The 13,595-nt window shown below is 71.1% G+C and carries 12 protein-coding genes; 5 read left to right on the top strand and 7 right to left on the bottom strand.

All coding sequences use genetic code 11. From position 1 onward, the window contains the following. The first annotated feature begins 15 nt into the window (after positions 1–15). Positions 16–486, top strand: coding sequence for an ATP-binding protein (locus JK363_RS11070; RefSeq protein ID WP_372444738.1), 471 nt, complete (start codon positions 16–18; stop codon positions 484–486). Positions 487–552: 66 nt separating this feature from the next. Here JK363_RS11070 and JK363_RS11065 read toward each other — a convergent pair whose 3' ends face one another. After that, positions 553–1,761, bottom strand: a complete 1,209-nt coding sequence (locus JK363_RS11065; protein ID WP_201874322.1) for a hypothetical protein — start codon at positions 1,759–1,761, stop codon at positions 553–555. A 36-nt stretch (positions 1,762–1,797) separates the two neighbouring features. Here JK363_RS11065 and JK363_RS44155 point away from each other — a divergent pair, with 36 nt between their 5' ends. Beyond that, complete coding sequence (locus JK363_RS44155; protein ID WP_307821678.1) at positions 1,798–2,265, top strand: DoxX family protein; 468 nt, start codon at positions 1,798–1,800, stop codon at positions 2,263–2,265. 164 nt (positions 2,266–2,429) lie between these two features. Here JK363_RS44155 and JK363_RS11055 read toward each other — a convergent pair whose 3' ends face one another. Together JK363_RS11055 and JK363_RS11050 are read right to left on the bottom strand one after the other, a co-directional pair. Further along, positions 2,430–2,861, bottom strand: coding sequence for a DUF5959 family protein (locus JK363_RS11055; RefSeq protein WP_201874320.1), 432 nt, complete (start codon positions 2,859–2,861; stop codon positions 2,430–2,432). A gap of 392 nt (positions 2,862–3,253) precedes the next feature. Next, the gene (locus tag JK363_RS11050; protein ID WP_201874319.1) at positions 3,254–3,454 is read right to left on the bottom strand and encodes a hypothetical protein; all 201 of its coding nucleotides are present in this window, start codon (positions 3,452–3,454) and stop codon (positions 3,254–3,256) included. 424 nt (positions 3,455–3,878) lie between these two features. Between JK363_RS11050 and JK363_RS11045 the strand changes: the two genes are divergently transcribed. After that, entirely contained in the window at positions 3,879–5,144 is a 1,266-nt protein-coding gene (locus JK363_RS11045) for a TerD family protein (RefSeq protein ID WP_201874317.1), read from the top strand. Between the two features lie 88 nt (positions 5,145–5,232). On the opposite strand, the gene JK363_RS11040 is transcribed toward JK363_RS11045, so the two are convergent. The 4 genes from JK363_RS11040 to JK363_RS11025 form a co-directional block, all read right to left on the bottom strand. Then, positions 5,233–5,478: a hypothetical protein gene (locus tag JK363_RS11040; protein ID WP_201874315.1), complete on the bottom strand. Its 246-nt coding sequence runs from the start codon at positions 5,476–5,478 to the stop codon at positions 5,233–5,235. A 76-nt stretch (positions 5,479–5,554) separates the two neighbouring features. Then, positions 5,555–6,655, bottom strand: coding sequence for an LLM class flavin-dependent oxidoreductase (locus tag JK363_RS11035; protein WP_201874314.1), 1,101 nt, complete (start codon positions 6,653–6,655; stop codon positions 5,555–5,557). 58 nt (positions 6,656–6,713) lie between these two features. Continuing rightward, the gene (locus tag JK363_RS11030) at positions 6,714–8,153 is read right to left on the bottom strand and encodes an alkaline phosphatase PhoX (protein WP_201874451.1); all 1,440 of its coding nucleotides are present in this window, start codon (positions 8,151–8,153) and stop codon (positions 6,714–6,716) included. Between the two features lie 311 nt (positions 8,154–8,464). Continuing rightward, a complete protein-coding gene (locus JK363_RS11025; protein ID WP_201874312.1) occupies positions 8,465–9,982 on the bottom strand; it encodes a hypothetical protein in 1,518 nt (505 codons plus the stop codon). A 1,050-nt stretch (positions 9,983–11,032) separates the two neighbouring features. Here JK363_RS11025 and JK363_RS11020 point away from each other — a divergent pair. After that, positions 11,033–12,868, top strand: a complete 1,836-nt coding sequence (locus JK363_RS11020) for a DUF8508 domain-containing protein (protein WP_201874309.1) — start codon at positions 11,033–11,035, stop codon at positions 12,866–12,868. 200 nt (positions 12,869–13,068) lie between these two features. Further along, entirely contained in the window at positions 13,069–13,542 is a 474-nt protein-coding gene (locus tag JK363_RS11015; protein WP_201874307.1) for a hypothetical protein, read from the top strand. The last annotated feature ends 53 nt before the right edge of the window (positions 13,543–13,595 follow it).

The following is a 13,595-nucleotide window of genomic DNA, read 5'->3' as shown; positions in this document are numbered from 1 at the left end:
GCAAGGCTCATACCCATGACGACCGAAAAAGCGCCCACACGAGGGACGGGAGGGGGACATTCCCCCTCCGTCCCCGGCGAGTTCGCCATGCGCTTCACCTCGACCGCACGGGGTGCGCGGCTTGCCCGGCGGCTCGTATCGCACCGGCTGGCCGAGTGGGGCTACCCGTACGATTCCGGCCCCAATGAGACCGCGACCCTCATCGCCAGCGAGCTGGCGGCCAACGCCGTACGCCATGGGCGCGTCCCCGGGCGGGACTTCCATCTGCGGCTGACCGCGCCGCCGTTCTCCCCCGGCCCGACCATCCGCATCGAGGTGTCGGACACCCGCGCCGAGAGGCGCCCGGCACTCCGCGTGGCGGGCCCCGAGGCCGAGACCGGGCGCGGTCTGTTCCTCGTCTCGCAGCTCGCGGAGCGCTGGGCGGTGACACCCCGGTTCGGCGACGCACTTGGCAAGACCGTCTGGGCGGAGATCACGGCGGACTAAGGTCCAGCCCGGGACCGGCGGAAAGGGGATGGGCCCGGTACCCGCCCATCCCCCTCTCATGCACCGCTACTGACGTGTGGTCAGCAGCGAGCCGGGGCCATCCGCCTGGGAACCCGTACCCGGGCGCGAACCGGAGACGTCGATGGTCCGGCCCGAGACCGAGATGTCGCTCGCCGTATACGGCGTGGCGCCGTCGGCGGGCAGTTTCATCGACACCCACTTTCCGCCGGAGTAGCGGAGCGCGGTGCTGGTCTCCGCCGTCTTCCGCTCCAGGACGACAGGGCCGCCCTGGCTGATCGCGACCGCAACCAGCTCCCTGATCCCCTTCGGCAGCGGGACGTTGACCCACTTTTTGCCGTCGTAGCGCACAGCCAGCGCCTGTCGGGAGCCGTCAGACGCCTGGGTTGTACCCACGGCCCACACCTGCCCGCCCGGCCCGGCGACGATCCCATTCAGCCTTGCGCGCGCGGCACCGACGCCAGGAACGGCGATCTTGCTCCAGCGTGTGCCGTCGTAGTGCAGCAGCAACGGCTTCTCCGGCTGGAGGAAGCCCGTGCCGCCCACGGCCCACACGTCGTCGTCGGCGAGCGCGGTGACGGTCTGCAGGTACCACGCCTTGCCCCCCGCACCGATGTCCGGGAGCTTCTGCGCCTTCCAGCGGGTGCCGTCCCAGTGCTGGAGCGTTCCGGCGTATATGGGGCGGCCTTCGGGGCGTACCTCCGTCCAGCCCGCTGCCCAGGCATCGTCGGGAGCGCGGGTGTCGACGGAGGTGAAACCGGCCCCTACGATCCCCCGGGGCACCGGAGCGACAGCGGACTTCCACGCCTTGCCGTTCCAGCGCTGTGTCACCACACCACCGGCGTGCTCTGAGTAGTCACCGACCAGCATGCCGTTGCGCGGCGAAGAGGCATCGACATCATTGAACCGGACGTCGTCCTGGGGCGACACGGGCGCCGTCTTCACTCGCTTCCAGCCGGAGCCCTTGCGTTCGTCGCGCTCCCACAGGGTCGGCGCGAAATTGGGGCTCCCCTGGACGAACCGCGCCCCCGCCACCCACGTGGTCCGCGCGTCGGGCCGTGTGGAGGCCAGGAGCGTGGCGTCGCCCGTCGTCACCCTCGACTCGCTCCACCCGGAGGCATGCGGCGAGGCCGCGGACGGAGTGGGCTCAGTCCCGGAGGCGGCGGCCATCGCCGGCATCGTGCCCGCGGCCAGCGTCAGCGCGGCCCACGCCACCATCGCACCGCGGACACCGCGGGTGCTGATGAACTTGTTCACGTTGCTGCCTTTCACATAGACGTCAGCGGACGGCCCATGCGCTCTCTCCCCTGGGGCGCTGCGGCGCGACCGCTCCGCCATTCCAGCGGCCGTACGGTTGTTCAGCAGCCCTCTTCCGAAGCACTGAACAATGACGAAAGCGCTGGTGGTTGGGGTGCGACAAGGAGCAGGGCAACAAGTCGGGGATCTACGGTTCGCGGCGGACGGCCTCGGATGGGCGACCGACGGCACCACGTCGTCCCTCGGGGCGTCGGCGCTGTACAGCCCTCATGTGGCCGGGGTGACCGTGGAAACGCTGCGCGCCATAGCGTCGTCCTGCCCGCCGTCGTCGACATCGCCACCAGCCTGGTGCCCACCGCGGCAGTCGGACTCGGACTCCTCATGATGGGCGCCGGTGCCGTGCACGTCAGGCGCGGTGAAGGGCCAAACGTCGCGGTGAACGCCGTCCTGCCGGCCGTAGCGGCGGTCGTGGCCTGGGGACGATTCGGGCCGTACGCCTTCTGACGGCGCGAGCGCTCGTACGCCGTCCACAGGCGCTCTTAGTCACCAGCCCGCGGCTGCGGCCGGCTGAAGGGGATTGACACGTTTCGGCCGGGGCCCTGCACTCCGCCGTCCGCGCGCTGCGCGACACCTACCCGCGGACCCCGAGCTCGTTCGTTGGCCGTGGTTCAGTCCTCGGTCATGGGCCAGGTGTCCCAGACCAGGTCAAGTCGTCGGTATGCGTCGTCGAACCAGGCATCGACCAGTGGGACGGTGACCGTCACCGTCGTCAGGGACATCGAGTGGTCCTTGATCGTGACCGTGCACCGGTCGTCGTCCTCGTCGAGTTCGACGAACAGCCACGGATTGCGCTTCCCCTCGCACCAGGCGATGTCCCGTCCCGCGTCGAGCGAGTCCAGGGCCTGCTGCCACTCCCGCAGGTCCTCGGGGAATATCCAGGTCTTGAGGGTGCCACGGACGAAGGGCGTATCGACCAGGAATTCCCCGACCAGGGCATCGGACTCGGCGGGACGCTTCCGCTGCTCCTTCCCCGCGACCCGGAGAATGACGCTGTTGCCATCCCCCTCCAGGCAGATCAGGTCGATCGGGTCCTCAGCCATGACTGCCCCTTCCGAGTTGTACAGGTGGCCGAATACTAATCGTGGGCACGGACACAGGTTCGGTTGAGGTGTGTCAGGCCGCATGCCTCGTTCGCCGGCCTCGAGGTTCGGGGCGCACATCCCGCGGCCAGCAGTCGCGCAGCAGGTCACCCAGCTGGATGAATGAGTCCGATGTTCTCAGTGGTCGTAGGCGATCAGGGACCGTTTGATCTTGGCGCCGGTGGTCCAGTTTCGCCGAGCCGGAGTTCGTGGGAGCTGTCGCCGTCACTCTCCCCGTGTGCCAGTGCCGCCTTGCGGCAGCATTGCGGCGCCCGCCCTCACTGGGGGGCGGGCGCCGTTTCGTGCCGTGGGCGCGGATCTCTCATCGCGACCGGGCGCAGCGGCCGTTGGTGTCAGTTCCCGTGGTGGTGGTGGCCGTGATGGTGGTGGCCGTGATGGTCGTGGCCGTGCCTGTTGTCGTGCTGCCTGTTGTGGTGCTGGTTGCGGTGGTCGTCGCCGCAGGCGTACGCCGCACCGCCGAACAGGCCCGCGATGGATGCGGCGGCCACGGTCACGCCGGCAGCCTTGAAGGCGGTCTTGAGGGGCTTGAGCATGATTCACCTCATAGGATTGGAGATCGAACATTCCCCCGCAAAGGACGCTAAGGCGGGGTGAGAAGCGGTGCCAGCGGTGGACCCCTGTCGAGTGAACGGTGCCTCCCCTGATCGGTGTGGATCCACTGCCGGAGTAGCCCCGGCTGCGCGGAGATGGTGCACGAGGGCACGTGACTGGACCACCGGCGCCAAGATCAAACGTGAAGACGGACCCTAGGGGCCGTCCCTGGTCACTGCTTCAAGACCGCGGGCCGGGCGGACGAGCCCCAGCACTGCGGCGACCACGTACCAGATGCGCCGAGGCCGCAGGTCCTGTGCCCAGGCCGGCCCTGGCCAACCCCACGAGCCACGGTTCTGTCCGGGGAAGCTCAGGAAAGAGAGCAGGTCAAGGAACCGTAAAGCGAGGGTGTTCGTTACCCCGGTCATGACCGCAATGACTCCCGGCTCGAACCTCCCCCTCCCCGTCGCACGCGTGGCGGTCGATGTCACCGCTCCGGTGCGGCTCGATGTGTCGGGCCTGCTGCTCACCGCCCACGGCAAGGTGCGTTCCGATGACGACTTCGTCTTCTACAACCAGCCGTCCGGCCCCGGGGTGACCCACCGCGCGGGCGCCGGGGGCGCGGGCGACACCATCACCGTCGACATCAGCGCCGTCCCCGCCGACATCGAGAAGATCGTGGTGACCGCGAGCCTGGACCAGCCCGGTGCGACCTTCGCGGGCACCGAGCCCACCGCCACCGTCCGCGGCGCCGAGGACGGCGCCGTGATCGCCACCTTCACCCCGCCCCGGCTCGGCTCCGAGACCGCGCTCGTGGTGGTCGAGGTGTACCGGCGCAATGGCGCGTGGAAGGTCCGCGCGGTGGGCCAGGGCTATGCGAACGGGCTGGCGGGGATCGCCACCGACTTCGGCGTCTCGGTCGAGGAGCCCGCCACGCCTGCGGCCCCCACTGTGCCCACCGCGCCGCCGGTGCAGGCACCGCCGCCGTCCGGGCCGCCCGCCGGTTTCGGGGCCCCGCCGCCGCCCATGCCGAGCGCTCCCCCGACCGCTCCCCCGGCCGCCGCGCCCGCCGCGCCCGCCGCTGCCGGTGCTGCCGCCGGGGCGGCGTCCGGCGGCAAGATCAACCTCGACAAGGGGCGGGTCAGCCTCCAGAAGAACCAGACCGTCTCGCTGGTCAAGGGCGGCCGTCCGCTGCTCACCTCGGTGAAGATGGGCCTCGGTTGGGAGCCCGCCTTCCGCAGCAAGGACATCGACCTCGACGCGTCCGTCATCGCCTTCGGCGTCGACCGCAAGAAGATCGACGCCTGCTTCTTCGGCAAGCTGGCCATCCTCAACGGCGCCATCCAGCACTCCGGTGACAACCTCACCGGTGAGGGCGGGGGCGACGACGAGACCATCACCGTGCATCTGGGCGGACTGCCGCCGGAGGTCACCGGGCTGGTCTTCACGGTCAACTCCTTCTCCGGTCAGAAGTTCACCGACGTGGCGAAGGCGTACTGCCGTCTGGTCGACGCGCAGACCGGGGAGGAGCTGGTCCGCTTCGACATCACACACGCCGAGCCGCGCACGGGCGTGATGATGGCCAAGCTGATCAAGCAGTTCTCGGGTGAGTGGGAGATGACCGCGATGGGTGAGTACGTGGACTCACGCACCGTGCGCGGCATGGTCAAGCCCGCCGGAAAGGCCCTCTGAGGGCCGGGCGGTGGGCCGGGGCGGAGGGCGAGGCCGGTCCCCCGCCCCTCCCTCTTCCCTTCCCGTGCCCATGCCCGTGCGCGTGCGCTCAGCCGTCCCCGTCGCCGGGGAAGCGGAACCAGGTGCGGCCGCCGTCCCGCGACAGCCAGAGGCCCTCGTCCTCGACGAAGTCGTAGTCGGGGTAATCGGCATCGGCAATGCCGTAGAGGGTGTTCCCCTGGACGAAGGCCGATGTGAATTTCGCGCGGTCGGCTCGGCTCTGCGGAAGCAGGTCGGTGACCACGACGGCCAGCCCGATGAACGACGCGAGAATGAGCGCCACGCCAAGGGCCATTCGGCGGAGCCTCACGGCGGATCCCCTCAGACGACTGCTGTTGAGTGGCCGATCTTCACATACGGCCGCTCCATGATCAGTCGGCGGTTACCCGAATGTGACGACTCGTCGACCCGGCGGACTCCGACGACTCCGACGACTCCGTCAGGCCCGCCAGCCGTGCGAGCCGTGCGAGCCGCCGGTAGGAGTCGAGCTGGGCTCCACGGTCGTACGTACTCGTGGTGACCAGCACCTCATCCGCACCGCTGCGCCCGATCAACCCGTCGAGCGCGGCGGCGACTTCGTCCTCGGTGCCGTGGAGCCCGCCGCTCAGGCCCCGTTCGTAGAAGCCGCGTTCCTTCTCGCTCATCCTCCCGCTCATCGCCAGATCCTCGATCTCCTCGGGCGGGGTGAGCGGTGGGAAGACGCCGTGGGTACGGGAGTAGGCCATCGCCCAGGCTTCGGGGACGAGCAAACGGCGGGCCTCCTCGGTCGTTTCGGCGACCGCGACATTGCCCGAGACGATCACGTAGGGCTCGGCCGACCACACCGAGGCGCGGAAGCCGCTCCGGTAGCGCTCGATCGCGCGCAGCATGGTGTCCTCGCCGCGGAAGTCGCCGATCACGAGGGAAAGTCCGGCGGCCGCGGCCACATCCGCCCCGGCACCGGTGGCCAGGACGAACGCCGGAAGGGTCAGCCCCTCGGCGGGGTGGGCGTGGACCTGGGGGTGGGCGCGCTGGTCCCCGGTGAAGTAGCCGAGCAGTTCCGTGAGCCGGGTGCCGAAGTCTTCGGCGGCGTCCTTGTCGGCGCCCAGGGCGCGGCGTATGCCGTCGGTGAAGCCGACGGAACGGCCGAGGCCCATGTCGATCCGGCCCGGGTAGAGGGACTCCAGCACCCCGAACTGCTCCGCCACCACCAGCGGGCGGTGGTTCGGCAGCATCACCCCGCCGGTGCCCACCCGGATGCGGGTGGTCGCCCCGGCCACGGCCGCCGCCAGCACGGTGGGCGCCGAACCGGCCACGCCGGGCACGCTGTGGTGCTCCGAGACCCAGAAGCGGTGGTAGCCGAGGGCTTCGACCTGCCGCGCGAACCGCACGGTGTCGCGCAGCTCCCGTGGTCGGTCCCGGCCCTGGCGGGTGCGGGAGCGATCCAGGACGGAGAAGCGGGTGGTGCGGACGCGATCGGAACTCACTCTCACGTCAACGCGAACGGGGCCGGAGGATTCCCGGCCCCGTGGGCGTTGACGGTTGAGCGGGTCAGCCCTGGCGGCGCCAGGGCCCGGTGATCGCGAGCATGATGCCCGGGTCCTGGATGTTGGCGTAGAGGGTGTCGCCGTCGGGCGAGAAGACCACGCCGGCGAACTCGCTGTACTCCGGCTCCTCGGCGCTGCCGATGTTCAGCTCGTTGCGTGCGATCGGATACGTCCGGCCGTCGTCGGTGGCGCCGAACAGGTGCTGGATGCCCTCGCCGTCCTCGGCGAGGATCAGCCCGCCGTAGGGCGAGACGGTGATGTTGTCCGGGCCGTCGAATGCGCCGTCCTTGGCGGGGTCGGGGTTGACGCCCAGCAGCACCTTGAGGGTGAGGGTGCGGCGCTTGGGGTCGTAGAACCACACCTGGCCGTCATGCTGGACCGGGCTCTCCGCACGGGCGAACGAGGAGACGATGTACGCGCCGCCGTCGGCCCACCACATGCCCTCCAGCTTGCGGGCGCGGGTGATCCGGCCGTCGGTGAACTGCTTGCGCACCGGGACGGACTTCGCGTCGCGGTCCGGGACGTCCACCCAGTCCACGCCGTAGACCGTGCCGGTCTTGGTGGCCCGGGAGAGGTCGTCGACGAACCGGCCGCCGGAGTCGTAGCACACGGGCGCCTGGAGCACGCCCGCGTCATCGGCCAGCGTGCGGAGCTTGCCGCGGCCGTGCTCGAAGCCGTGCGGCGGGACCCAGCGGTAGAAGAGGCCGTTCGGGCCGGAGGCGTCCTCGGTGAGGTAGAGGTCACCGCGCTTGGGGTCCACGACCACGGCCTCGTGGGCGTACCGGCCCAGGGCCTTGATCGGCTTGGGGTCGCGGTTGGCGCGACGGTCGTGCGGGTCGACCTCGAAGACATAGCCGTGGTCCTTGGTCATCCCGTGCTGACCGGCCTTGTCCTCGGTCTCCTCGCAGGTCAGCCAGGTGCCCCAGGGGGTGCTTCCGCCCGCGCAGTTGGTGGAGGTGCCCGCGATGCCGACCCACTCGGTGACATGGTCACCGTGCTTGGACACCTCGACGACGGTGCAGCCGCCGGACGCCGCCGGGTCGTAGACCAGCCCCTCGGTGAGCGGCACCGGGTGCGGCCAGTCCGAACGGGGGCCCTTCAACTCGTGGTTGTTGACCAGCAGGGTCGCACCGCGGGTGCCCTCGAAGGTGGCGGTGCCGTCGTGGTTGGAAGGGGTGGACTCGCCGGTCTCGAGAGTGGTCTCGCCGGTGCGGGTGATGATGCGGTACCGGAACCCCTGCGGAAGGGCCAGGATCCCCTTGGGGTCGGAGACGAGCGGCCCGTACCCGAGCCCCGTCGCGGCCGCGTCTGCCGCGTCCGCGCCAGGGTCCTCCGCCGCGAGGGCACCGGGCGCGGTGCCGAGCACCCCGGCACTGCCGACGAGGGCGACCCCGGCCCCGGTGTACGCGGAACGCTTGGCGAAATCTCTTCGGGTGAGCGGCATCTTCATCTCCTGAGCGGCAGACATCTCCTCCGAACTGCGCGCTCACGGTCCCGCTCCCGCCCAAACACCAGTTGAACCCTATGCGACATCGCCACGCCGATTGGCCTCCCGGCCGGGGGGCGGGATCCCGCCAAGCCCTCGCACCGTAAGCCGCCCGGCCCGGTCCCAGGTGGCACAGGAGCCGAGGCGGGGCGGGGTCCGCCGGTCCTGACCTCGCGCACGGGAGGTCGGGATCCCGGCGGGCGGGTGCCGTTCGCGCACGCCCACCGGGGTCCCGGAGAAACCGCCCAGCTCGCCGCCAAGCGCTCGCGTTACGCCCGGGAGCGGGCCTTGAAGGCGGCCTTGCGGGCTTCCTTGGCGGTCTTCTTGTCCGGGTGGAGGCGGCCCATCGCCTCCAGCACGTCCGCCGTGGCCGGGTGGTCCACCCGCCAGGCCGAGTCGAAGAAGCTCCCCGACTGGTCCACCAGTCCGCGCACCAGTTCCCGCAGCTCCTCCGAGTCGTCCTCGGTCGCGAGCTGCGCGGCCAGCGTGTCCACCGTCAGCCAGAAGACCATCTGCTCCGAGGGCTCCGGCACCCCCGCCACACCGTGCTCGGCCAGCCAGACCCGGGCCAGCCCGCCCAGGTGGCGGTCGTCGAGCACCTCGCGCAGCGCGGGCTCGGCTTCCGCCCCGACCAGCGACAGCGTCTGCTGGCAGGTGAGGCGGCGCAGCGGCGCGGCCTCGTCGTCGCCGCGGGCGGCGGCCAGCAGTTCGCGGGCGGCCTCCGCAGGCGTACGGCGGGCGAGCCACTGCTCGGCCTCGGCATGGGCTGCGGGCTCGGGGTGGCCGGGCAGGGCGTCCAGCAGTACATCCGCGCCCTTGTCGGCCAGATCGCCGACGGCCGGGGCGTCGATGCCCGCCTCGACCATCCGGGACCGCATGCCGTAGATCCCGAGCGGGGTGAGCCGGACCATGCCGTAGCGGGAGACGTCCTCCTCCTCGTCGTCGGCGTGGGCGGCGTCCGAGTTCTGGATACGGCCCTCGCCGTCGACCTCCTCGATGAGCGCCTCGTCCACCGGCTGGTAGTCGATCAGACCGGTCGGCGCGAGCAGCCGGAACTGGTCGTCCAGCCGCATCATCGCCTCGGAGATCTCTTCGAGGATGTCGTCGGTGGGCTCGTCCATGTCCTCGGGGACGATCACGGAGGCGACGAGGGCGGGGAGCGGGACGGAGCCGACGGTGGCGTCCTCGTCGAGGGCGGTGAGCATGTACAGATTGCCGAGGATCCCGTCGAGGAACTCGGCCTCTTCCTCCGGGTTCCAGTCGATCGCGTCGAGGTCGAGCTCGCCGCCCTCGCTGATCTGGTCGACGATGTCGGCCAGGTCGGGGGCCGCGGCGTCGGCGAGGACGGTCTCGAAGCCGTCGAGCCAGATGTCCAGGATGTCCTGGGGGCTGCCCTGGGTGATCAGGCGCAGCTCCTCGCCGCTGACGGCGGTGGCGCTGACGTTGACGGCCTCGGCGTTGTTGTCCTCGGCTTCCTCGGCTTCCCCGCCGTCCTCGCCCTCCTCGCCGCTCTCCTGGATCTCCACGAGTCCGGTGTCGACGGCGAGCTGCCACGCCTGGGCGGTGTACTCGGGGCCGTTCTCGTCGGCGGTGAGGTCGAGCAGTTCGACGGCGGCGCGTAGATCGTCCCCCGGCAGGACGCCGCCCGAACCGACCGGCTTCCCCGGCTCGACCCAGCGGGCGAGCCGCACCGCGCGGGCGAGGAGCGGCGCGGCGAGCGCGTCCCGCGCGAGTTCCGCGTCGGTGCGCAACCGCACGGGCGGCATGGTGGGGCGGTCTCCGGACATGGGCGGAGTCATCTCCTCGGGGTGCGGATGTCGCGGGCACGGTATGGACACGCGGCCCGACCCCAGCGTAGACGGAACGTGCGGGCAGTTTCGTCCCCCTGTGGTCCCGCGCCCCGGCAACCGGATGATTCGGCCACGACGACGCCGGGCGGGGCCCCGCCCGAGCCTCCCCCGCGCCCCCGCACCGCACGCCGCCTCCGCCGCGCGCCCGCCGGACCGCCGGTCCATTCGGCCAGGCCGCCGTACGCATCCGCTCCACCGGGACGCGGGCACCACCCGTCCGGGGCTCGGCCGCACCTCCAGGGAACCTCGAGCGCGCCCTTCACCGGCACGCGATCACCTCACCAGCGAGCAGCGATCACCACACGCCAGAGCACGCCAGGCACCGGCCGCACCGGCACACCCGGAGCCGTACCCCGTTCGGGGCGCACCCGCTCCGCCTGCCGGATCCGGCCCCGCCCGCCGTTGAGCGAACCGCACCTGGCCGGGGCCGCGGGCCCGCCGCACCGCCCGGCCTGGCCCGGCCAGGCGGTCGTGCGCATCCGCTCCGCCGGGACACCGTCGACGCTCGGGCCGAGGCCGCACGCCCGCCGCACTCCGCCGGGACGCGGTCATTCCACGCGGGGACGCGGCCCCGCCACGGAGCCCCGCCCGCGCTCCGGCCGGGCCGTCTGCGGGGCGGACCGTCGTACGCGCACACCAAGGCGCGCCCAACACACAGCCGCGGCCCCGCCGTACCCCGGGGCCGGGGCCGCCTCGGGCCGTCGTGTGGGGCGGGCACCACACCCCGCCGGGCGCGGCCCAAGCACCCTCCCCGGCGAAACGCCCAGCGGCCCAAGCGCCCAACGGCCGAGCGCCCAACGGCCGAGCGCCCAACAGCAGGCGGACCCGCCGCGTCCGCATCCCTATCCGCACCCACATTCCGTGAATTCATTCACGCATCCCACCCCGAACACCCGCCGTCCCTTGACAACTGCCCTGACGAGGGCCGAAATTGACGCGCGTAGAGGCCCATTCCCCTCTGTTCACTCCTTTCCGGAGGCCATCACCATGTCCCCACGCGCTCTGCGCGCACCTCTCACCGTCACCGCCGTCGTCGCCTCCGCGCTCGCGGCCGGGTTGCTCGTCGTGCCGTCGTCGGCGTCCGCCGCCGAGGTTCGGATTCATGACATCCAGGGCAGCACCCGGATATCCCCGCTGGCCGGGCAGAAGGTGGCCGACGTTCCCGGCACGGTTACGGCGATACGTTCCTTCGGTTCCGCGCGCGGGTTCTGGATGCAGGACGCCAGCCCGGACAAGGACCGGGCCACCAGTGAGGCGATCTTCGTGTTCACCGGGTCGACCACGCCGTCGGTCGCCGTCGGCGACGCGGTCACGGTGTCCGGCACGGTGAGCGAGTACTACCCGGGCGGGGCCGACGCCGGGCTTCAGTCGATGACCGAGATCACCAAGGCGACCTGGACGGTCGGATCGTCCGGCAACGCGCTGCCCGCCGCATTCCGTCTCAACGCCTCCACCGTCCCGGACCGGTACGCCCCCGAACCCTCGGATGCCGGGAACGGCTCCATCGAAGGGCTGACGCTGCGGCCGCGTTCGTACGCGCTGGACCGGTACGAGTCGCTGGAGGGGATGCGGGTCTCGGTCGCGAACGCGCCTGTCGTCGGGGCGACCAACACCTACAAGGAGCTGTGGGTCACCGCCGAGCCGCGGCACCACCGCACCGCGCGCGGCGGGGCGCTCTACGACTCCTACCGCGACCCGAACTCCGGGCGGCTGAAGGTGGCTTCCCTCCTGCCGTACGCCCAGCACCCCTTCCCCGTGGCGGACGTCGGCGACGAGCTGACCGGCACCACCGAGGGCCCGCTCGAGTACGACAACTTCGGCGGCTACACCATCGCGGCCACCGCACTCGGTGAACTCGCCGACCACGGGCCGGAGCGCGAGCGGACCCGGCCGCAGACGTCGGACGAACTCTCCATCGCCACCTACAACGTGGAGAACCTCTCCCCCAAGACCGCGCAGGCGAAGTTCGACCGCCTCGCCTCCGCGCTCGTCGGCAACCTCGCCTCGCCGGACATCGTGGCGCTGGAGGAGGTCCAGGACAACAACGGCTCGACCAACGACTCCGTCGTCGCCGCGGACGCCACCCTGAAGAAGCTCACCGACGCGATCGCGGCGGCCGGTGGCCCCTCGTACGAGTGGCGGCAGATCGACCCGGTTGACGACCAGGACGGCGGGCAGCCGGGCGGCAACATCCGCGTCGCGTTCCTCTACAACCCCGAGCGGGTCTCGTTCACCGACGTCCCGGGCGGGGACGCCACCACTCCGGTGCGAGTGGTGAAGAAGGACGGCAAGGCGTCGCTGTCGGCCTCCCCGGGCCGTATCGCCCCTGGCGACGACGTGTGGAAGGCCAGCCGCAAGCCGCTGGCCGGGCAGTTCTCCTTCCGTGGCCGCCCGGTGTTCGTGGTCGCCAACCACTTCAACTCCAAGGGCGGCGACCAGGGCCTGGACAGCCGCTTCCAGCCCCCGGCCCGCCCCTCGGAGACCCAGCGCACCGGGCAGGCCAAGGCGGTGAACACCTTCGTCAAGGAGTTGCTGGCCGCCGATCCGAAGGCCGCCGTCGTGGTCGCGGGTGACCTCAACGACTACCAGTTCTCGCCCGCGCTGGGCGCGCTCACCAAGGGCGGAGTGCTCACCGACCTGGTGACGCGGCTGCCGCGCGCCGAGCGCTACGGCTATGTCTACAACGGCAATTCGCAGGTGCTGGACCACATCCTCACCAGCCGCGCGCTGCGGAGGCCGGACTACGACATCGTGCACATCAACTCCGAGTTCGCTGACCAGTCCAGCGACCACGACCCGCAGGTCGTCCGCGTGCGCCCCTGAGGATCCCCAGGTCCTGAGGATCCCCAGGTCCTGAGGATCCCCAGGTCCTGAGGATCCCCAGGTCCTGAGGATCACGGCTGACTAGAGTGCTCCGGAGTCCGGCATCCCACCGGGCTCCGGAGCACTGTGCGTCAGGGGGCCACATGTCACCGTCACCCGTCACGACCGCGACAGCAATCGCGCGTTACCGGGCGGGTTGGATGATTCCCCTGGTGTTCCTGGGCCTGGTGCTGCTCCTGTGTGCGGCCGGGGTCGTATGGCTCCTGCTCGGCCCCGACAGCAAAGCCCGCCCCTCGGCGGTCGACCGGGCCGAGCAACTGGCCCGTTTCGCGCCCGAACAGATTCCGCACGCGGGCCGCTTCTACGTACCGGTCGAGGGCCGTAGCGCCGGGCACCGGGCCTATCTGCGCTACCGGCTGAACGGCAGCCAGGACAGCAACCTCAAGGACTTCCGCTCCACTTACCGGATCGGCGGCCCGGCACGCGTCGACGCCGCCATCCCGCGCGCGGTCGGGGACGGCCTCACCAGCCATGTCCCCTCCCATGCGGATCTGGCCTTCACCGATATAGACAGCGGTGTACGGCGGGATGTGTACGTCGTCTACGGCGGCCAGGGCAAGGGCAGCCCCACCGAGTCGGCCGCCCGGGTCTACGTTCTGGCCGAGAGCCCGTAGCCACGTAGCTCATCCACCCGACAGCGATACTGCACGGTGGCGTGAAGAAGTCT

This window comes from Streptomyces coffeae, assembly GCF_016741875.1.
Lineage (GTDB): Bacteria > Actinomycetota > Actinomycetes > Streptomycetales > Streptomycetaceae > Streptomyces > Streptomyces coffeae.
This window is presented reverse-complemented; position numbering and strand designations above follow the sequence as displayed.